This is a genomic window from Bradyrhizobium ivorense, assembly GCF_900696085.1.
In the GTDB taxonomy this organism is placed as follows: Bacteria; Pseudomonadota; Alphaproteobacteria; order Rhizobiales; family Xanthobacteraceae; genus Bradyrhizobium; species Bradyrhizobium ivorense.
In genome coordinates this window covers 24,841-44,289 of sequence record NZ_CAADFC020000033.1, presented here as the reverse complement: position 1 = coordinate 44,289, position 19,449 = coordinate 24,841, and the positions used below count along the sequence as shown (strand labels likewise).

At 64.8% G+C, this 19,449-nt stretch carries 16 protein-coding genes; 10 read left to right on the top strand and 6 right to left on the bottom strand.

The window, feature by feature from the left end; all coding sequences use genetic code 11:
* Positions 1-97 precede the first annotated feature (97 nt).
* From CI41S_RS38685 to CI41S_RS38670, 4 genes are all read right to left on the bottom strand, one after another.
* Positions 98-1,072 (bottom strand): sugar ABC transporter substrate-binding protein, encoded by a 975-nt coding sequence (locus CI41S_RS38685; protein ID WP_139864271.1) that lies wholly within the window; start codon positions 1,070-1,072, stop codon positions 98-100.
* A gap of 65 nt (positions 1,073-1,137) precedes the next feature.
* Positions 1,138-2,121: an ABC transporter permease gene (locus tag CI41S_RS38680; protein WP_139864270.1), complete on the bottom strand. Its 984-nt coding sequence runs from the start codon at positions 2,119-2,121 to the stop codon at positions 1,138-1,140.
* Entirely contained in the window at positions 2,118-3,095 is a 978-nt protein-coding gene (locus CI41S_RS38675; protein WP_139864269.1) for an ABC transporter permease, read from the bottom strand. The genes CI41S_RS38680 and CI41S_RS38675 overlap by 4 nt, the downstream gene beginning before the upstream one ends.
* The gene (locus CI41S_RS38670; protein WP_430650069.1) at positions 3,092-4,642 is read right to left on the bottom strand and encodes a sugar ABC transporter ATP-binding protein; all 1,551 of its coding nucleotides are present in this window, start codon (positions 4,640-4,642) and stop codon (positions 3,092-3,094) included. Before CI41S_RS38670 ends, CI41S_RS38675 begins: the two co-directional genes overlap by 4 nt.
* 311 nt (positions 4,643-4,953) lie before the next feature.
* On the opposite strand from CI41S_RS38670, the gene CI41S_RS38665 reads away from it, so the two are divergent.
* From CI41S_RS38665 to serA, 5 genes are all read left to right on the top strand, one after another.
* Positions 4,954-5,433 carry a RidA family protein gene (locus tag CI41S_RS38665; protein ID WP_139864268.1) on the top strand — a complete coding sequence of 160 codons (480 nt, stop codon included), beginning with the start codon at positions 4,954-4,956 and terminating at the stop codon, positions 5,431-5,433.
* Positions 5,434-5,438: 5 nt separating this feature from the next.
* Positions 5,439-5,756 (top strand): DoxX family protein, encoded by a 318-nt coding sequence (locus tag CI41S_RS38660; protein ID WP_172628365.1) that lies wholly within the window; start codon positions 5,439-5,441, stop codon positions 5,754-5,756.
* Positions 5,757-5,936: 180 nt separating this feature from the next.
* Complete coding sequence (locus CI41S_RS38655) at positions 5,937-6,863, top strand: LysR substrate-binding domain-containing protein (RefSeq protein ID WP_139864266.1); 927 nt, start codon at positions 5,937-5,939, stop codon at positions 6,861-6,863.
* A 148-nt stretch (positions 6,864-7,011) separates the two neighbouring features.
* On the top strand, positions 7,012-8,178 hold the full coding sequence (locus CI41S_RS38650; RefSeq protein ID WP_139864265.1) for a VOC family protein: 1,167 nt from the start codon (positions 7,012-7,014) through the stop codon (positions 8,176-8,178).
* Between the two features lie 265 nt (positions 8,179-8,443).
* Positions 8,444-9,694 carry a phosphoglycerate dehydrogenase gene (gene serA / locus CI41S_RS38645; RefSeq protein WP_139864264.1) on the top strand — a complete coding sequence of 417 codons (1,251 nt, stop codon included), beginning with the start codon at positions 8,444-8,446 and terminating at the stop codon, positions 9,692-9,694.
* A gap of 120 nt (positions 9,695-9,814) precedes the next feature.
* On the opposite strand, the gene CI41S_RS38640 is transcribed toward serA, so the two are convergent.
* Both CI41S_RS38640 and CI41S_RS38635 read right to left on the bottom strand, forming a co-directional pair.
* Positions 9,815-11,044, bottom strand: a complete 1,230-nt coding sequence (locus tag CI41S_RS38640; RefSeq protein WP_139864263.1) for an MFS transporter — start codon at positions 11,042-11,044, stop codon at positions 9,815-9,817.
* An 82-nt stretch (positions 11,045-11,126) separates the two neighbouring features.
* The gene (locus CI41S_RS38635) at positions 11,127-12,479 is read right to left on the bottom strand and encodes a glycosyltransferase (protein ID WP_139864262.1); all 1,353 of its coding nucleotides are present in this window, start codon (positions 12,477-12,479) and stop codon (positions 11,127-11,129) included.
* Positions 12,480-12,814: 335 nt separating this feature from the next.
* On the opposite strand from CI41S_RS38635, the gene CI41S_RS38630 reads away from it, so the two are divergent.
* The 5 genes from CI41S_RS38630 to CI41S_RS38610 all read left to right on the top strand — a co-directional run bounded on the left by CI41S_RS38630 (position 12,815) and on the right by CI41S_RS38610 (position 19,407).
* Positions 12,815-13,735, top strand: a complete 921-nt coding sequence (locus tag CI41S_RS38630; RefSeq protein ID WP_139864261.1) for a c-type cytochrome — start codon at positions 12,815-12,817, stop codon at positions 13,733-13,735.
* Positions 13,736-14,175: 440 nt separating this feature from the next.
* A complete protein-coding gene (locus CI41S_RS38625; protein WP_139485383.1) occupies positions 14,176-14,901 on the top strand; it encodes a response regulator in 726 nt (241 codons plus the stop codon).
* 199 nt (positions 14,902-15,100) lie between these two features.
* Positions 15,101-15,691, top strand: coding sequence for a DUF1127 domain-containing protein (locus CI41S_RS38620; protein ID WP_139864260.1), 591 nt, complete (start codon positions 15,101-15,103; stop codon positions 15,689-15,691).
* A 342-nt stretch (positions 15,692-16,033) separates the two neighbouring features.
* Positions 16,034-16,906, top strand: coding sequence for a cytochrome-c peroxidase (locus CI41S_RS38615; protein ID WP_244622414.1), 873 nt, complete (start codon positions 16,034-16,036; stop codon positions 16,904-16,906).
* Positions 16,903-19,407: a two-component system VirA-like sensor kinase gene (locus tag CI41S_RS38610; protein WP_139864259.1), complete on the top strand. Its 2,505-nt coding sequence runs from the start codon at positions 16,903-16,905 to the stop codon at positions 19,405-19,407. The genes CI41S_RS38615 and CI41S_RS38610 overlap by 4 nt, the downstream gene beginning before the upstream one ends.
* The last annotated feature ends 42 nt before the right edge of the window (positions 19,408-19,449 follow it).

The following is a 19,449-nucleotide window of genomic DNA, read 5'->3' as shown; positions in this document are numbered from 1 at the left end:
TGCGCTCGCCTGCTGCGTGATCCGGATGCAAGCAGATAGCAAACGCAGCTCCGCCGGGCAAACCTCCGGCGAGCTGCGCAAGCCATCGGGCATCCGATCACTGTCCGACATACTCTGCGGCGGCGGGGCAAGTCCGCTGCTGGTAAGGCACCAGCCACTCGGTGTGGTTGGCCTTGGTGATGACGGCGCCGGGAATCACGACCCGCTTCGGCACGACCTCGCCACGAATGGCTTTCAGGCCGATCTCGGTCGCCACGCAGCCGATCTTGAAGCCGTTGAACTCGGCGATCGCGAGCAAGCTGCCGTTCTTGACCGCTTCCACGGCCTCCGGAACGCCGTTGATCGACACCACGGGCACGTTGCCGCGCCCGGCGGACTTCAACGCTTCGGCCGCGCCAAGCGCCGATGCATCTGCGGCGGCGATCACGCCGTTGATGTCGCTGAACTGCTGGATCAGGTTCTCCATGACCTGCAGCCCGAGCAGGCGCTGGAAGTTGGCCGGCTGCGACGCCAGCAGCTTGATGTTGGGATACTCCTTCAGCGCCGCGTCGAAGCCGCGCTTGCGCTCATCGCCGGTGTTGGAGCCCTTGATGCCTTCGAGGATCACGACATTGCCCTTGCCGCCGAGATGGTCGAACAGCGTTTTGGCGATGTCGTAGCCGAGCTTGTAGTCGTCCTGGCCGACGAAGGCGAGGTAGGGCGCATCGCCGGCCTTGTCGTTGTAGTTGAGAACCGGCGTGCCGGATTCGATCAGCCGCTTGATGGTCGGCAACTGCGCCTTCGGGTCGATCGGCATGAACAGCACGAGGTTCGGCTTGGTGACGCCGACATCCTCGAGCTGCGACATGCCTTCGGTGATATTGTTGGGCTTGGTCGGCACGTACTGGCGAACCGTCGCGCCCATTTTCTTCGCCATCTGCTCGACACCGGCGCGGACGCCCTCGAAATGCGGATCGACCTGGTTCTTGGTGAAGGCCGCGATGACTTCGCCGGCCGCGAAAGCGGGCGAAGCAGCAAGTCCACAAGCGACTACGGAGATCAATCCAATTCGTCTGAGATGTCTGGTCTTCATGAGAACTCCCGATCGAGATGGCCAAGGGGTGCAATGAGATTCGCTGCAGTCGGATCGTGAAACTTTCATCGTCGCGCCCCGCGATTGACCGCGGCATCCGCCAGAACGGCGACGACCACGATCACGCCGGTCACGAACGGGTGCCAGCTGGCGCTCACATTGAGCAGATTGAGCGCGTTGACGATCAAAGTGAGAATGATCGCGCCGAGCAGCGTTCCGACGAGGCTGCCGCTGCCGCCGAATAGCGAGGTGCCGCCGACCAGCACCGCCGCGATCGCGGGCAGCAACAGCGGCTCGCCGATGCCGGGCTCGGCCGCATTGAGCCGTGCCACATAGATCAGCGCCGCGAGGCCCGCCATCAGGCCGCTCACCACGTAGAGCAGTGTTCTGCGCCGGGCGACTGGAATTCCCGACAGCACCGCCGCCGCTTCATTGGCGCCCATCAGATAGACCTCGCGCCCGATGGTGGTGCGCGACAGGAAGATCACGCCGCATGCGCCGGTGACCAGCATGACCCAGATCGGCAGCGGGATGCCGAGCCAGAAGCCGCTGCCGAAGAAGCGGAACGCCGGCGAGAAGCCGTAGACGACCTGTCCGGCCATGAACCAGTAGGCGATCCCCTGCGCCACCCACAGCATGCCGAACGTGGCGAGGAACGGCGGAATCTTCACCCGGTTGATCAGCACGCCATTGGTCAGCCCGACCAGCGCGCCGCAACCGAGGGCGACGACAATGCCGGCGGCCGGCTGGCCGGTGGACTTGATCGCAGCCGCGGAGAGACAGGCGCACAGCGTGAGGTTCGCGCCGATCGAGAGGTCGAGCCCGCCGCCGATGATCACAAGCGTCAAGCCGGAGGCGACCAGGAAGAGCAGGCTGGCCTGGCGCAGAATGTTGAGCAGATTGTCCGTGGTGGCGAAACCCGGGCTGAGGCTCGACAGCAGCACGCCGATGCAGGCGATCAGGCCGAGCCGCACCACAATGGCGAGCGTGCCGGGAGCAAGCGGCTGCGATCGTGCGGATGCAGGGGCAGGGGTATCCATTGTCGTCATGCGATGTCCCGTGAGGCCTGTTTGCGATTGCGATCGATCAGCAGGGCCGCGATCAGCAAGAGGCCGACGCAGACGACCTGGAGCGAGGGCTCGACCGAGAGAACGTTGAGGCCGTTGCGCAGCACGGAAATCGCCAGCACGCCGAGCACGGTGCCGAACAGCCAGCCCTGGCCCTTCTCGAACGACGTTCCGCCGAGCACCACCGCGGCAATCGCCTCGAACTCCATGCCGACGGCGACCGACGGATGCGCCGAATTGGTCCGCCCGAGCAGCAACAGCGCCGATAGCGCCACCGTGAGGCTGCAGAGCAGATAGACGCCCATATGGACGAGGTTGGCATTGATGCCGGCGAGATGCAGCGCATCCTTGTTGCCGCCGATCGCGAAGACATAGTTGCCGAAGCGGGTGCGATAGAGCAGCAGGGAGAGCAAGCCATAGAGCGTTGCTGCGACCAGCACCGGGGTCGGCACCGCGAATAGCGTGGATCGATAGAAGGCCTCGAGCACCGGTGTGAAGCCGCCGATCGGATCGCCGTTGGTGATGACCAGCGACAGCCCCTCGCACAGTCCCATGGTTCCGAGCGTCACCACGAAGGCGGGCAGGCCGAGATAGCCGACCAGAAACCCGTTCACGGCGCCGGCGACGAGCCCGACCAGCATCGCGGCCGCCACGGCCGCCGGCAGGCTCCATCCCGCCACGAGCAGCGCCGCGATCACGACGCCGCACAGGCCGAGCAGCGCGCCGACCGAAAGATCGAGCCCGGCGGTGAGGATGATCAGGGTCATCGGCAGCGCCAGCATCAGCAGCAGCGAGGCCTGCAGGCCGATATTGGTGAGGTTGACGGCCGACAGGAAGCGCGGATTGCCGACGGCGAACAGCACGATCATGCCGACGAGAATGAAGGTGACGCCCGGGATCCGGCGCAGCAGCGCAGCGGGCGCGACCGTTGTCGCATGGACGGTTTGATCGGTCATTGCTGCACCGCCAGGTCGAGAATGGCTTTCTCCGAAAGCGCGTCGCGGCCGAGATGGCCGACGATCCGGTAATCGCGCATGACGTAGGCGCGATCGCAGAGGTGGATGAGCTCCGGCAGCTCCGAGCTGATCACCAGCACGGCGGCGCCGTCCTGCACCAGATCGTCGATCAGCCGGTAGATCTCGGTCTTGGCGCCGATGTCGACGCCGCGCGTCGGCTCGTCCAGCATGAACAGCCGCGAGCCGGCTGCGAGCCATTTGCCGAGCACGACCTTCTGCTGATTGCCGCCGCTGAGATTGCGCACGATCTGCGCCGGCCCGGGCGTTGCGATGTTCAGCCGCGCGATCAGGTCGCGGCACACTTTGTCCGCCGCGGCGGGCGCGAACCAGCCGCGGCGAAACAGCCGCCACAGCGCCGCGGCGGTCGCGTTCTCGCCGACCGCGAGCGGCAGCGCGAGACCTTCGCGCTTGCGATCCTCGGGCAACAGCGCAAGCCCGGCGCGGGTACTGCGGTCCGGGCGTTGCGCAAAATCCGCGCCGTTCAGCCTGATCGTCCCAGTGCGCAGCGGATCGGCGCCGAAGATCGCGCGCACCACCTCGGTGCGGCCCGATCCGACCAGCCCTGCCAGCCCCACAACCTCGCCGGCGTGGACCTCCAGCGAAATGTCGGCGAGCCTGGCGGTCTGCAAATTGCTCACGGTCAGCACCGGCGCGCCCGCCGGAACTGGCTCACGGCGCTTCAGTCCCGCGAGGGAGCGGCCGATCATCGCGCCCACCATCACATCGGGCGACACCTCGTCCCGGCGATAGGATGCGACCACGGCGCCATCGCGCATCACGGTGATGCGGTCGCCGAGCGCGACCACCTCCTTCATGCGATGCGAGATGTAGACGATCGCGACGCCGCGCTGCTTCAGCCGGGCGATCACCTCGAACAGCCGCTCCGATTCGCGCTCGGAGATCGCTGCGGTCGGTTCGTCCATCACCAGGATGCGTGAATTTTGCGACAGCGCCTTGGCGATCTCGACCATCTGCTGCTGCGCGACGCCGAGATCGGCGGCGAACGCCCGCGTGTCGTAGTGCAGGCCCAGTTGCGCCAGCACGTCGCGGGCCGCCGCGTGCATGGCCACCTTGTCGATGACGCCGGCTTTCGCGAAGGCGCGCTCGCGGCCCAAGAATATGTTCTGCGCGATGTCGAGATACGGCGCGAGCGAGAATTCCTGGAAGATGACGCCGACGCCGATCGCATTGGCGTCGGCCGGACCGTGGATCGCGACGCGGCGCCCCTCGTGTTCGACCGCGCCGCCATCGGCGAGATAGGCGCCGCAGAGCACCTTGATCAGCGACGACTTGCCGGCGCCGTTCTGCCCGAGAATGACATGCACCTCTCCCGCATGAATCTCGAGCGAGACGCCCCTGAGCGCATGCACGCCAGGAAACGACTTGCTGATGTCGATCAGGCGCAGCAACGGCGCCGTGGTCTCTGCCGCCGGCGTCGCCGCCATCGCGTCAGGTCCCCGATCGGGACTTTGCTCGTTCGCAAGCATATTCCGTCCCCGTTTGACGAGCGTGGCTCCACTCTCCTGTTAACGGAGCCATAAGCGCAAACGTTTGCACAATCAAGTGCGAAAATACGTCTCAATCAGTCCGATCTCGAGAGCGCGAAGATTGAAAAATATCAGAAAAGTTCGGCTTTAGTCGCGAATTCAGCGGGTTAGTGCAGAAATTGTGGGGCGGTGGTGTGCGCCATATTTGTGCAAGCGATTGCATAATTTATTCGATTGCGGTACAGGCGTTGCCCGAGCGGCGTTCGACCGGACGCCAATCAGCAACTCAGACAAAGCCTGGAGAAACGCCCATGAACACGCCCGCCACGAGACGATCGGCTTTCGCGACGTCGCCCTCGAACCCGGACGTCAAGGAGATCCAGACCATTCCGGAGCGTAAGGTCGACATGCCGTATGCGCCGGCGATCCGCGTCGAGAGCCCCTGCGGCCTGCTGTTCATCTCGGGCGCGACGCCATCGCCGCTCTATCACAAGCATCCGCATCAGCTTGCCGAGCACGATCATCCCAACTCGATCGTCGATCAGACCCGCCGCGCCATGGAAACGATCAAGTCGATCCTCGACCACGAGGGCCTGGCCTGGACCGATGTCGTGAAGGTCACGAAATATCTGACCGATATTCGCGACCAGGACGGCATGGTGGCCGTGCTCAAGGAATATTTTGGTACGTGGACGCCCGCGAGCACCACGATCTGCATCAATCAGCTGTCGACACCCGGCGCGCGCGTCGAGCTCGACATGATCGCTGCGTTCCCGAGGGCCAAGAGCTGATGGCCATGGCGGACATTCTCCCCGTCCTGCTCGCCGTCGTTCTGGCCTGGGCAGGAAGCCTCAACCTCGCGGCGCCGGATTTCATCCGCGAGGAATTTCGGGCGTGGGGATATTCGGATCGCCTGCGCATCCTGGTCGGAGCGCTGGAATGGATTGCAGCGGCGGCGCTGCTGATCCAGCCGCTCCGTCTGATCGGTTGCGCGATCGCCGCCACCATTTTGGCCGGCGTGCTCGTCACGCTGTTTCGGCACCGCGCGTTTATGCGGCTTGAGTATCCGTTGGTGCTGCTGACGTTAGTTCTGCTTGTCGCACAAGGAGCCTGACGCGTCACGTCGGGCACGATTGTCACGCATGAGGAGCACACATGGACTTGATTGCCAGGCTATGACCGATGAGCAGCGCAAGGCATTTGCGCACAGTACCTGTATCACGCGTGACGGTGCCTTGGCTGCCGCCGCGCCAGGCCGGCTGATGTCGCGAAGTTATCGGACCACGGTAGCATCATGCTCGATCTCAAGGACGTGTTCTATTTTGTCCAGGTCGTCGACAAAGGCGGATACACCGCTGCGAGCAAGTCGCTCGGTTTTCCGAAGTCGACGTTGAGTCATCGCATCAGGGCGCTCGAAGACGCCCTGGGCGTAACTCTCCTGACCAGGACGTCGCACCGTTTCGCCGTCACCGAGGTCGGCACGCAGTTCTACCACTACGCGCAGACCCTGTTGCAGGCCGCGGAAGTCGCCGAAGAGGCGGTTCGTCAGCGTGCGACCGAACCCAGTGGCGTGATTCGAATGACGACCGCAGTCGAGATCGCGCAGTTTGCGTTGAAGGAATTGATCCCAGGCTTCTTGAGGATGCATCCGCAGGTCCGCATCGTCGTCAACACCACGGATGCCCTCGTCGATATCGTGGCCGACGGGTTTGACCTGGCTCTGAGAGGGCACAATACCTCCCTGCAGAATTCGTCGCTGGTACAGCGAACGATCGCGCGTGCGCCCTGGTACCTGTTTGCGGGCGAGGATTATCTGAGCGCGCGAGGTGTGCCCGCTACCCCGGAGGAGATCGCGCAGCATGACACGCTCGCGATTGCCAAAAGCGGTCCATCCAATTGGACGCTGACCGGACCGAACGACCGTCGATGCATTGTTCAGATCACGCCGCGTCTTCAGAGCAACAACATGGTGGCGCTCAAGGAGGCTGCCTGCGCCAATCTGGGGATCGTTGCGCTACCCGGGTACATTTGCCGGGATGAGGTGGCCTCCGGAAAGCTAAGGCAAATTCTGCCGCGCTGGATGGCGGCCGATGCGCGAATCTCGGCTCTCATCCCGTACAAGCGGGGCGTGCTTCCCGCGGTGAGGTCGCTGGTGGACTTTTTCGCGCGTGAAATGCCGCGCCTGACCGCTTTTGACCCCGCGGATGCGACCCCGATGTGATGCCAAAGGCTGCGTTTGAACCGCGATCGTCGGCGTTCAACGGCTTGAACGCTGCGTGCCGCGGCCGCCGTCTTCCACTCACATCGCGATCGCTGCAATAGTTCGCCAGCAACGCACCGATGGCGACCGGAACGCGGGAGAGCTGGCGATGAACAATATGATCATCAGTGGCGTCAACAACCAGGTCTTCGTGGCCAGCAATCTCGGACGCATCGAGCATTTCTATGCGGAGATTCTCGGCCTGCCGGTGGTGAAGCGGACCGTCCACCATCTCGATCCGAGGTTGCCGGTCATCACCTTCGGCTTCCACGCATTCAAGGGCGAGCCGAAGCGCCGGCACACCATCAGCTATATCGAATGGAATCCGATCTTCTACGCGATGCCGGAAACCGGCTTTGTCGATCCGGCTGCGACTGCGGCGGGTGTCGCGAACCCGCGGGTCGGTGACCCGAAGGGACGCTGGGGCGCCGGAACCAATCATCATCTCGCGCTGCACGTTCCGACGCGGAACGGCCTGCTGAAGTGGAAGCGGCGGCTGACCGATCTCGGACTGCACGTCACGGGACCGTATAATCGCAACTACTTCCATGCGGTGTACCTGCGCGACCCCGACGGCGCGATCATCGAAATCGCCACCACCGAACCCGGCTTCGGCCACGACGAAGCTGTGCTTGGATCCGGCTTCCGGCCTCAGCCCAAGGCGAACCTGATCGGCGGGCGCGATGAGGTGTTAACGGCGGCCGAGACCTGGCCACAGCCCGTGCCGGTCGTCACTGAGGATTTCGCGCTGCGCGGCTTCCACCACATCACATCGATTTCGTCGAACGCGGAACGGACGGAGAAGTTTTTCGTCGAGACGGTCGGGTTGCGATTGATCAAGAAGACCGACTATTTGGACGAAAAAGGCGGAACACACTATTACTATGCGTGCGACGACGCGCTGTCGCCGGGCTCGGTGCTGACCTTCTTCGGCCTGCCGGGTTACACGGCGGGGCGTCTCGGCACCGGACTGTCGCATCATTTTTCCCTCGAGGTGGAGAACGAGGCGGCGCTGGCCCACGAGCACGGGCGCCTCAAACGTGCTGGGCTCGATATCTCCAACGTCCAGGACGCGATCTACAGCAAGCTGTTCTATTTCCGGGATCCTGACGGCCACATCTGCGCGATCTCGACGCCGACGCTGCTTGCCGTCGACGAGCCGGAAGACGCGCTCGGCCGCAAGCTGTGCCTGCCGCCGAATGTCGAGGAGCAACGCATCGAGATCGAACGCAACATTGCGCTGCGTCCGGCCCCGACGCCAGTTCCACCGGCTTGAGGCCTTGGTATCGTGTCGAAGGAGATGTCCGTGATCGGCTGAAACCAGCGAGCCAAACAGGTCGGGCAGCTCATCCGGCCGCTAGGGGCGAAGCTCTCAACGCTATCCGTCGTCAAACTGATCGGAAAAGATGCCTGCTGCGGGGTTATCTTATCCGCTATCATGCGTCGGGCCTGATGAATCCGGACGAGTCTCGGCTTTTCGAGGACTGGTTCCCGGTGATATCAAGGTTTCGACTTAGGAACGACGAAGGCGAAACTCGACGATGTTGTCTCTCCCCAAAACCAAGATCCGCGTCCTGCTGCTGGAGGGCGTCAACGACTCGGCAGCACGCATGTTCGAAGGCAATGGTTACACCGAGCTGCAACGGCTTCCGAAGGCGCTGGGTGCCGGCGAGCTCAAGCAGGCGCTTTCCGGCGTCCACATGTTGGGGATCCGCTCGCGGACGCAGTTGACCGCGGAGATCCTGGAGGCGGCCGACCGGCTGATGGTGGTCGGCTGCTTTTCGGTCGGCACCAACCAGGTCGATCTCGATGCCGCGCGACGCCTGGGGATTCCGGTCTTCAACGCGCCGTATTCCAACACCCGCAGCGTGGCCGAGCTGACCATCGCCGAGATCGTGATGCTGTTTCGCCGGATATTTCCCCGGTCGATCTCCGCGCATGCCGGCGGCTGGGACAAGTCCGCCGAGGGCAGCCGCGAGGTGCGCGGCAAGACGCTGGGCATCGTCGGCTATGGCAACATCGGCTCGCAGCTATCGAATCTCGCGGAAGCCATGGGCATGCGCGTGATCTATTTCGATCACACCGACCGATTGCGACACGGCAATACCGAGCCGGTCGAGACGCTGGACGATTTGCTCGCGGCCAGCGACGTCGTTTCGCTGCATGTGCCGGAGACGCCCGCCACCGCCAACATGATTGGCGCGGCCCAGCTCCGGCTGATGAAGCCCGAGGCCTATCTGATCAACAATTCGCGCGGCACCGTGGTCGATCTCGATGCGCTGGCAAGCGCCCTGCGCGAGGGCAGGCTGGCAGGCGCCGCGGTCGACGTGTTTCCGGTCGAGCCGGCGTCGAACAAGGACCGCTTCGCCTCGCCGTTGCAGGGCCTGTCCAACGTGATCCTCACGCCGCATGTCGGCGGTTCGACGGAGGAAGCGCAGGATCGTATCGGCGGGGAGGTTGCGCGCAAGCTGATCGATTACTCCGATGTCGGCTCGACCTTCGGCGCGGTCAATTTTCCGCAGGTACAGCTGCCGGCGCGGCCCTCCGGCACCCGCATCATCCATGTGCATCGGAACGTTCCGGGTGTGATGCGTCAAGTCAACGACGCAGTCTCCCGGCACGGGATCAACATCCTGGCGCAATACCTGCAGACCGATCCGGAAATCGGCTACGTTGTGCTCGAAACCGACGTTGTCGGCGGCGAAGGCGAAGAGCTCCTCACGGAGCTCAAGGCCATTCAGGGCACGATCCGCGTGCGGGTGCTGTACGAGCAGAACCGGACGCAGGGGTGATCGCGGTGCGTGGCGGAATGTTGCCTTAGCCGATGGGCAGGCAAGCGGCACAACGCCTGTCCAACGGAATTGTCTGCCCCGACTTGACTTGCAAACTCAACGGGCCAGCTGCCGACCTCGTCACTGGGCGGGCGTCAGCGCCGGCGCAGGGTGCAAGCGCCGCACGGCGGGCCGGGCAAACAGCAGATAGAGCAGCAGGGCAAGCAGTGATGCTGCGGCCATGACGGCGGTCATCGAAAGCGCCGAGCGCCCGTCGAACAGCGTCGCGACGAGGCCGCTCGCGATCGCGCCGGATGTCATCTGAATGCTTCCGGCAGCGGCGCCAACCGCGCCGGCGATGTCGGGCAACGGCTGCATCGTCGCATTCATGATATTCGGCATGCTCAGCCCAAAGGCGAGCGCCACCGCCATCAGTAGCGCCGCAAGCAGCGCGGGCGGCGTCCAGTGCGCGAGCGTCATCGCGAGCAACGCGCTGGCGACGGTGAACAGCAGCACGAGCCCGATCGTCAGCACCGTGGTGGGCGCTATTCCGCGCCGGCCGAGCCGGCTGTCGATGAATGCGCCGCACATTACCGCCGCCGAGCAGGCGCTGAAGATCAGGCCATACTGGTCCGGCCGCAGCCCGACGACACCGATGAAGAACAGCGACGACCCCGTGACATAGGCGAACACGGTGGCGCCGCCGGCGGCGCCGACCAGGATGAAGGCCAGCGCAGCCGGATTGGTCAGCACGCGACGATAGTCCGCGATGACGGCCGAAGGCCGCAGCCGGCCGGCGGCGGCGATCTTCGCCGTTTCGGCAAACCCAAGCAGCACGGCCAGCAGCAGCACGCTACCAGCCGCGGCCTGAGTGAGATAGATCAGCCGCCAGCTGCCGACCGCGAGCAGCGCGGCGCCCGCGCTGGGCGCAACCACCGTGACCACATTGACGGCAATCACGACGCTGGCGATCTTTGCGCGCGCAATGGTTTCGTCGAACAGGTCGCGGATGATCGCAAAGGTCATCGTCGTGCTGGCGGCGCCGCCCCCCTGGACGAAGCGGCAGATCAGCAGCATCCAGAGCGAGTCCGCCGCCGCGCAGGCGAGGCTCGCGATCGCGAACAAGGCCACTCCGGCCATGACCACCGGCTTGCGGCCGATCCGGTCCGAGATCGGTCCGTAGAGGAGCGGCGCCACCGCAAGACTGAGCATGAAGGCGCTCATGGTGAGGCCGACATCGGACGGGCTCGCACCGAGCGTGGCGCCGGTCGCCGCCAGCGCCGGCAGGTTGATGTCGATGCCTGAATAGGGCACGGCGGCAAGAAAGCCGAGCAGCAGCGTGAAGGCGAAGGAGGTCGGCTGAATTCGCATGGCGTGATGGTTTCTTTGCTTTCAGTTGCTCTGCGCGCGAAGGAGGCGCGACGTCCTCCTTCGCATCGGGCCGCTGGTCAGATCAGTGCTGGCGCGCGGCGCGTCGCGCCTTGCCCGCCGCCATCGGCGCAGATCGCAACGATGTGCTCTGATCCGCGACCAGCTGGCCGACGATCCGCAGGATCTCGGACGGGGTGTCGATCGCGGCGTACTCGTCCTTCATTTGCGCGGCGCGCTGGCGGTAGTTCGGCTGATCGAGCACGGTGCGAACGGCGTTGCGCAGCGCCTGCTTTGTCGGCGCGTTGTCCGCGAGATTGATGCCGACGCCGGACCATGCGATCCGCGCATTGACGTCGGCCTTGTCTTCGGTGAGCCCCGCGCCGACCAGCGGAATGCCGAAGCTCATGGCCTGGTTGACGCTGCCATAGCCGCCGTTGGTGACGAGCACGTCGACCTTCGGCAGCAGCCATTCAAACGGCAGATAGCTCGAGAGGCGTGCGTTGGCGGGAACGGGGCCGGAGATGTCGTCGGTCGGCCGGCCTCCCGTCGTCGCGACCACCAGCACGTCGCGTTCGTTGGCGAGCGCGGCCAGGGTCGGCGTGATCAGCAGGTCGAGATTGTGGTTGGCCACTGTGCCTTGCGTCACCAGCACGACCTTGCGCGACCCGTCGAGTTCGTGCGCCCAGGGCGGCAGGTCGACCTGACCGGGAATGATCGGGGGCGTGCCGACGAAATGCACTGACGGCGGAATCTCGCGCGGAAACTCGAAGCCCGGCACCGACAATTGCATGTAGGCATCGGCAAGTCCGACGCTGGAATCGAACAGCGGCATCGCAAGCGGCCCGACGCCGAGCGCCTTTAGCGCCTTGTTCAGGTGACGTCCCGCGGGCCGATCGACCGCCTCGTCGTAATCCCGGGCAAGCGCCAGATATTCGTCGCGCTCCTCGATGGTCGTCGCCGGCGGCAGGCCGAGGAAGTTCGGCGCGCCGTCTTCGCGCGGCCAGTGCAGCAGCGACGTGCCGCAGAGTGCGATCGGCGGCCGCTTCAGCCGCGGGCCGAGCAGCATCGGCAGCAGGCCGAAAAACATGTCGTCGCCGAGGATGACGTCGGCCGGAAATTTCTTTAGTACGTCCTGCACGCCGTGGTGTTGCGCGGCGATGTTGTCGATGAAGAATCGCTCCAGGGCGATGCGCAACCATTTGAACCCGGGCGGCACGGTCTTGAGCTCTGGCGCGCGTTCGAACGGATTGCCGGGGTCGAAGTCGGCATCGGCCGGCAGCGGCAAGAACCTGGCGCCGCTCGCGGCCACACGCGCCTCAAAGCTGGCGCCGGTGTGGAATGCGACCTCGTGGCCGTCGGCTTTCAAGATGCGGGTGATCGCCAGCATCGGATTGACGTGACCCGGTGCAGGCACTGAAGCGACGAGTATTTTCATGTGATCGGTCCTCTGATGGTCGTTTTGCGGGCATGGCCGCCGCGTCTGGCGGCCGCTCGACTAATCAGGGACATCTGCCGACATTCGCATTACGCGAAGGCTTCTGCGCGGCAGGGAAATGGTTACGGCGGCAACAATCGATGACGTTGCCGTGACGCGAAGCTCTTCCGGCAGTCACGCGTGTTACAGCCGTAACGCTTCGTTTCTGTGCTGAAACAGCCCGGTAATGCCGCGCCCTTAGCCATGCTGTTCGCCAATCGGCACGCCCCGCAAATTTTCCGCGGCGCTCGTCTCTCGTGCGCCGGCCCGCTTCCCACAATCCACTGAGACATGACATGCAGAGTGTTGTCGGCCTGATTGCCACGCTCGTCGTTGCCGTGCTGCTGGCCTTGTCGGGCCTTGCTGCCTTGCGGCTCACGTCGCGCATCCTGAGATGGGGCGGAGCAGGGCTTGCGTTCGCGCTGACGATCGCGGTATCGGCGGTCGGCGCGCTCACCGCCACAGGCCTGGTCAGGCAGCATACGCGTTCCGCCCCGCTGCCGGATCTCAAGGTCGCAGCGACGGCGGAGCGCGTTGCGCGCGGCAAGGCGGTGGCCGACAGCTTTTGCAGCGGATGTCACACCACGACGGGTCCGCTGACCGGCGGGGGTGACCTCGCGAAGGATATTCCCATCGACATCGGCTCGTTCGTCGCGGCCAATCTGACCCCTGCCGGGGCATTGCAGCACTGGTCCGACGCCGAGATTTTTCGCGCCATTCGCAACGGCGTCGACGCCGACGGACGCTGGCTCGTGATCATGTCCTTCACCAACGCCAGCCGGTTGAGCGACGAGGACACCTTCGCCGTGATTGCCTATCTCCGCAGCCTCGCGGCCGCCGGCGCGCCGACGCCGGGGCCACTCGACCGCTTCAACTGGCTCGGCACCACGATGCTCGGCGCGGGATTGCTGCCGGACGCCAAGCCGGTGACGACCGCCGAAATCGTTGCCCCACCGACGGGGCCGACCGCGCAATACGGCGAGTACCTTCTGTCCTATCAAGATTGCCGCGAATGCCACGGCCAGAATCTGGCCGGTGGCGTGCCCGGCCAGTTGCCGCCGCTCGGACCCGATCTCGCTGTGGTCAAGGATTGGTCGCTGGCGCAGTTCATCGCAACCATGCGCACCGGCATCGATCCGAACGGGCATCAACTCGGCGCGCAAATGCCGTGGCGTCCGATCGGGCGAATGGGCGATGACGAACTCGCCGCGATGTAGCTGCCGCCATCCTGATGCGCGGCTGTCCAACTGCCTGACGGCCTGCACCGCTGCGCTGTTCGATCGCGCGCGGACTTTGCCGATCCAATTGCCCGAATCGTCTCAATGCTCAGGAAGGGCGATGCCCACATGCGTGCGGGACGAAGCAACTGTTCCGAGAAACCTGCGCGCAAAAATTGAGCGGGCGGTCATTGCCTGGATCACAACTCATCACGTATAGGAGAGTCTGTCGAATACGACTGAACAATGACTTAGTTGAGAGCGACAACTCCACAGTGCTTCGCACCGCGATCCAGTAAAGATCAACGTGCAGTTCGGGCATGTGAATTCTACTGGGAATAGCCGGCAACTGACGGGCCGTTTTGGTCCCAGACCGGAAGAGTCAAAGGCTTACAGATTCGAGCCCCAGGTAGTCACGTCCGAACTTCAAGAGATCAGTTATGTTGGCAGATGTCGGTCAGATCATTGTCGTCGATGACGATCCCACGTTACGGCAGATGGTGATCAGATATCTGGAAGAGCACAGCGTGCCGACCAGGGCCGCGTCCAATCGGGCGGAGCTGCATCGTCATCTCGAGGGAACCCAGCCCAGCCTGATCATTCTCGATCTTCGTCTCGGCCAGGACGACGGGCTCGATCTGCTGCGGGAAATCCGCGCGCAGTCCGATGTTCCGGTCATCATCACCACCGGGCATCGGCCCGACGAAATCGATCGCATCGTCGGCCTCGAGCTCGGTGCCGACGATTACATCATCAAGCCGTTCAGCCTCCGAGAGCTGCTGGCGCGGGTGCGGGCGGTGTTGCGGCGCCAGGAAATGGGACGGGCTGCGCGCGCCCGTGATCCCGAACGCGGCGGCTATCGTTTCAACGGCTGGAAGCTCGAACGCCGCGGCCGCAGGCTGATCGATGCCAACGATGTTCCGGTTGCGCTGAGCAAGGGCGAATACGCCTTGCTGCTGGCGTTTCTCGAAGCGCCACAGCGCCCGCTGACTCGCGAACATCTGCTGCAGGCAACCCGCATTCACGAAGATATCTTCGACCGCAGCATCGACGTTCAGGTGTTGCGGCTGCGCCGCAAGCTGGAGACCGATCCGAGCGCGCCCCGCGTCATCCGGACCGAGCGGGGGATCGGCTACGTCTTCGCCGTCCCGGTAGAACCGTTCTAACTTCAGCCGCGTCGACCTGATTGTTGCTTTGCTCCGCGTTGGTTCGCGGCGGTCGTGCGGCCGCGCGCGATTCCCGTTCGGGGTGTGAGCGTTTCTGTGACGCCGCACTGCAACCGTAACCGTTTTGTGCGTGGTGGTGACACCGGCGTAACAGCGCGACCCCAATCTGCTCCTGCAAACATCGTGCAGGAACAATTCCATGTCGAAGCAGAACTCTCTTCCGAATGTCGATCATGTCGCGCGGTTACCGCAGGCCGGTGGAATCATCCGTGCCATCCGTTCTGTTGACCGCGCTCCCGGCCGTCTGCCGCCGCACAGCGCGCATAGCACGCATGCGGTGGCGCCGGTCGAGCAACCGGATCGCTCGGCCGTCGGCTGGTGGTTGGCGGCGCTGGCGCTTTTCATCGAGGGATGCGCGATGTATGGCGCCTCCATCTATCCGGGCGCGGAATTTCCCGTCCCGCCGGCGCCTGCGTCCGCACCGCCGCGATCGGTTCGTGTTCAGCAGCAACCAGCCATTGAGCAAGCCAGCGCTCAGCCCCTGGAAAGCAGCGTCACCTCCGGATTGGAGTGGGCCGTGTCGGCCGACGCACGTCCGCAGCGTCGCTGGAGCTGGCTGAGTTCCATTGGCGGGACGGTCGCGGCGATCTGGCGGTATTGGCGCCGCGAGTGGGCTGTCCAGACCGCGGTGGCGGCGCTCGCCGAGTACGATGATCGGACCTTGCGGGATATGGGCATCTGCGGTCAATCGGACATCGAGCGCGTGGTGAGGCAGTCCGGTGATTGTTGACGCTTTGTATTTCCTGGTCGCGGGACCAGGCTTCTATCACGCGGTGACCGGGTCCATTGCGCGCAGGCTCAGGGCGAGCCTGGCCGGGCTGACTCTGCACGCCTAGATCGGGTGCGTTGCCCACCTCGGCGGGACGGCGATCTTCATGGATCAAGTATTCTTGAAAGAGGGGAACAATGCGCCCCGTGATTGCACATTGCGGAATTGTTACCTGGCGTCTATTTCGGGGACTTGTCGCTCTCCCTGAACAGAATTCTTCGTGAATTGATGCGCCGGCGCCGCGTGCTCGCAATGTGCGCGCTGACCTTGGGATGTCTGCTGACTTCTCCGGCGCCGTCCCAAATGCCGGCACCGGCGCCGGTCTCGAACGGCGCGCAGGAGCCGATCACGCCGATCCCCGCTCCTCCCGCCATCGACCCGCTCAAGGTCAAGCTCGGTGAGCGCCTGTTCAACGATGCCCGGTTGTCGCATGACAATTCCCAGAGCTGCTCGTCGTGCCACGACCTCGGCGCGAACGGGGCGAGCGCAGCGCGGTTCGACTATGGCGTCGATGGCGGGCAGCAGCGGTTCAACACGCTCACCGTGTTCAATTCGACGCTGAACTTTCGCTTCGGTTGGGAGGGCAAGGTTCGCACCATTGAGGACGACATCAAGGCGCTGCTGGAAAGCCCGCGCATCATGGGCAGCAGTCTCGCCGAGGTCACGATGAAACTCGATAGCGATTCTGAGATGCGCGCCAGCTTCGCCGCGGCCTATGGCCGTCGCCCCGATGCCGCCAGCATCGTCGATGCCATGGCGAGCTTTTCGCGGACGCTGGTCACGCCCGGCAGCAAGTTCGACCGCTGGCTCACCGGAGATGCCGCCGCGCTGTCGGACGATGAATTGGACGGTTACCGTCTGTTCAAGTCGCTCGGTTGCGTCTCCTGCCATCAAGGGGTCAATGTCGGCGGCAATCTGTATCAGCGCCACGGCATTTTTCATCCGCTGGCTTCGCCGGAGCCGGCCATCCTGCGCGTGCCCAGCCTGCGCAACGTCGCAACAACGCCGCCCTACTTCCACGACGGCAGCGCGCCGACGCTCGACGATGCTGTTCGCAAGATGGCGCTCGCGCAACTGAACGCCAGGCTGACCGATGCGCAGGTGAAGGCGCTGGTCGCCTACCTGCAGAGTCTGACCGGGGAATTTCGCGGCGTACCGGTTGGAGCCGCGCCATGAAAGTCGCGCCCGCGGCGGTCGGCGTATCGTTCCTGCTTGTGCTGCTGACCTGGCTTCTGCTGAGCGGACTCAACATGAATTCGGTCCGCTATGACCGCCAGTCGCAGGCGCTCGCCGAGTTCGGCCGGTCCGAACGCGGCATCACCCGCGAAGTGCTGACATCGCGCGCCGGTCTGTCGCGGAACTATGACGGCCTGGTGCGGATGGTCGATGCCTATGACAGCGCGCTGACACGGTTGCGCGAGGCGGCCGGCTCGGATCGGGAGGAGGCCGCGGCGATCGATGTGCTGGCCGTCCGCGCACAGCGGCAGGAAGTGCTGGTCGAGCAGTTCAAGAGCAAGAACGCGCTGCTGCAGAATTCCCTTGCCTATTTCAGTCTGTTCGGCGAGCGCCTTGCGGCGTCGGAAGACAAGTCGCTGGTGGCGGGTACCTCCGCGCTCGCGGCCGCCATGCTGCATCTGACGCTCAACACGTCCGATGCCACCGCGCAGGACGTCAAGGCGCGGCTCCAGGATCTTGCGCGGCTGCAGACCCCGACCGGGGAAATCGATTCGATCCGCGCCATCATTGCGCACGGTCAGCTGCTGTACAGACTGCTTCCCGAGGTCGATGCCATGCTGCGAACGCTGGTCGAGGATTCCAGCGTCCGCGAGCAGGACAATCTGCATGCGCTGATCACCAAGCGTCAGCTTGCTGCGCGATCCGCGGCTCGACAGAACCGCCTGTTGCAGTACGCCACGTCGCTGTTGCTGCTCGGTGGCCTGGTGTATTTCGGAATGTTGTTGCGCGCGCGGGCGATCGCGCTGCGCCGTCGCGCGGCGTTCGAGCACATTATCGCCGACATCTCGATGCGCTTCATCGACTCGCGCCATGACGAGATCGCCGGCGATGTCGAGCGGGCGCTCGAGCAGCTTGCCGGCTACATCGGCGCCGACCGGGCCTATTTTGCCAGCCGCGCCGGCGCTGCCGCCAGCACGTATCGATGGTCGCGCGAAGGCGTCGGGTTCGCGGAAGGGTGGCCGGAGCGCGTGTTCGACCTGGTGCCGCGGATCGATCGCGACGGCGCCGACATCATTTACATCCCGAAGGTCAAGCCGTCGCATCCGTACGACACGGCGAATCTGCTCGCGTCGGCCGGTGTTCGCGGCTGGCTGTGCATCACGGCGCCGGCGGGACAGCCGCGTGCGGCGGTGCTCGGCTTCGACGCGGTGCGCGCCGACGCGCTGACCCAATGGGCCGAGTTCGCGCTGTTCCGCATGGCGTTCGACGCCATCCGCAACGCCGTCGACCGGGTGCGGCTCGAGCAGGAAAAAGAGCGGCTTCAGGCGACCCTGCAACAAGCCCGGCGGATGGAGACGATCGGGACGTTCGCGAGCGGCATCGCGCACAACTTCAACAATATTGTCGGTGCCATCCTCGGCTATGCCGAGATGGCCGACGCCGACGTCAAGGCGGGCAGCCGCTCCGCGGCGAACCTTGCGGAAATCCGCCGCGCCGGCGAAAGGGCGCGCGAGCTCATTGGACAGATCCTGACCTTCGGCCGCCGCGGCAAGGTCAGGCGAGAGCGCATCTCGATCGAGGCGCTGGCCGCGGAAACCGCGGCGCTGCTCGGCGCATCGTTGCCGTCGCATGTCAAGTTCGTGATCACCGAGATCGAGGAAACGGCGACGGTGTGGGGTGAACCGGCGCAATTGCAGCAGGTGATCCTCAATCTCTGCAACAACGCTGCGCAGGCAATGCAGGAGCCGGGCTTGATCGAGCTCAGCATCGGCACGCGCGAAATCCTGCAGCCGTTGCGGATCCGGCGGACCGAACTGGCGCCCGGCCGCTTCACCGTCATTTCGGTGTCCGATCCCGGACCCGGCATGGATGCGGCGACGCTCGAGCGGATCTTCGAACCGTTCTTCACGAGCCGCGCCGACGGTCATGGTCTTGGGCTGGCGACCGTCCGCGAGATCGTCGAGCAGCATGGCGGTGCGATCGGCGTCGACAGCGCGCCCGGCGCCGGTGCGCGCTTCGAAGTCTGGCTGCCGGCGGGCGGACCGGCCGAGCCGATATCGGCGCCGCGCGCGCCGGATCTCGCGCTGCGCGGCTCCGGCGAAACCGTTCTGGTGCTGCAGCCCGATCGGAAGCGCCTGATGCGTTACGAGGAAGTTCTGGCCGCACTCGGCTACGAGCCGGTCGGCTTCACCGGCCTCACTGAGGCCGAGGAGGCCTGCCGCACCGAGCGGGGTCGTTTCGACCTGGCGTTGGTGTGCCACGTGCCGGGCGGATCTTCGCTGCTTCTCGCGGCGTCGCTGCACGCGGCCGCGCCCGATCTTCCGATCATTCTCACCAGCCCCTCGACGCACGACCTCGCTGCGCCGCTGCTGGCGGCCTCGGGAGTGACGGAGCTGGTTCATCAACCGCTGCTGTCGGCCGAACTTGCCGCGGCATTGGCGCGGTGTCTCGCGGCACCGCCGGCCGGCGGAAGAATCCCGCGGATCGCATCGGTGCGATAGCGCCCAGGCCATCGCATCGTTGCACCCGTAGCGCGATTTGCT

Coding starts and splice junctions, on each gene's coding strand:
- CI41S_RS38625 (WP_139485383.1), top strand. CDS start 14,176: ATGTTGGCAGATGTCGGTCAGATCATTGTCGTCGATGACGATCCCACG.
- CI41S_RS38685 (WP_139864271.1), bottom strand. CDS start 1,072: ATGAAGACCAGACATCTCAGACGAATTGGATTGATCTCCGTAGTCGCT.
- CI41S_RS38640 (WP_139864263.1), bottom strand. CDS start 11,044: ATGCGAATTCAGCCGACCTCCTTCGCCTTCACGCTGCTGCTCGGCTTT.
- CI41S_RS38630 (WP_139864261.1), top strand. CDS start 12,815: ATGCAGAGTGTTGTCGGCCTGATTGCCACGCTCGTCGTTGCCGTGCTG.
- CI41S_RS38610 (WP_139864259.1), top strand. CDS start 16,903: ATGAAAGTCGCGCCCGCGGCGGTCGGCGTATCGTTCCTGCTTGTGCTG.
- CI41S_RS38660 (WP_172628365.1), top strand. CDS start 5,439: ATGGCGGACATTCTCCCCGTCCTGCTCGCCGTCGTTCTGGCCTGGGCA.
- CI41S_RS38670 (WP_430650069.1), bottom strand. CDS start 4,642: ATGCTTGCGAACGAGCAAAGTCCCGATCGGGGACCTGACGCGATGGCG.
- CI41S_RS38650 (WP_139864265.1), top strand. CDS start 7,012: ATGAACAATATGATCATCAGTGGCGTCAACAACCAGGTCTTCGTGGCC.
- CI41S_RS38665 (WP_139864268.1), top strand. CDS start 4,954: ATGAACACGCCCGCCACGAGACGATCGGCTTTCGCGACGTCGCCCTCG.
- CI41S_RS38680 (WP_139864270.1), bottom strand. CDS start 2,121: ATGACGACAATGGATACCCCTGCCCCTGCATCCGCACGATCGCAGCCG.
- CI41S_RS38635 (WP_139864262.1), bottom strand. CDS start 12,479: ATGAAAATACTCGTCGCTTCAGTGCCTGCACCGGGTCACGTCAATCCG.
- CI41S_RS38655 (WP_139864266.1), top strand. CDS start 5,937: ATGCTCGATCTCAAGGACGTGTTCTATTTTGTCCAGGTCGTCGACAAA.
- CI41S_RS38675 (WP_139864269.1), bottom strand. CDS start 3,095: ATGACCGATCAAACCGTCCATGCGACAACGGTCGCGCCCGCTGCGCTG.
- serA (WP_139864264.1), top strand. CDS start 8,444: ATGTTGTCTCTCCCCAAAACCAAGATCCGCGTCCTGCTGCTGGAGGGC.
- CI41S_RS38620 (WP_139864260.1), top strand. CDS start 15,101: ATGTCGAAGCAGAACTCTCTTCCGAATGTCGATCATGTCGCGCGGTTA.
- CI41S_RS38615 (WP_244622414.1), top strand. CDS start 16,034: ATGCCGGCACCGGCGCCGGTCTCGAACGGCGCGCAGGAGCCGATCACG.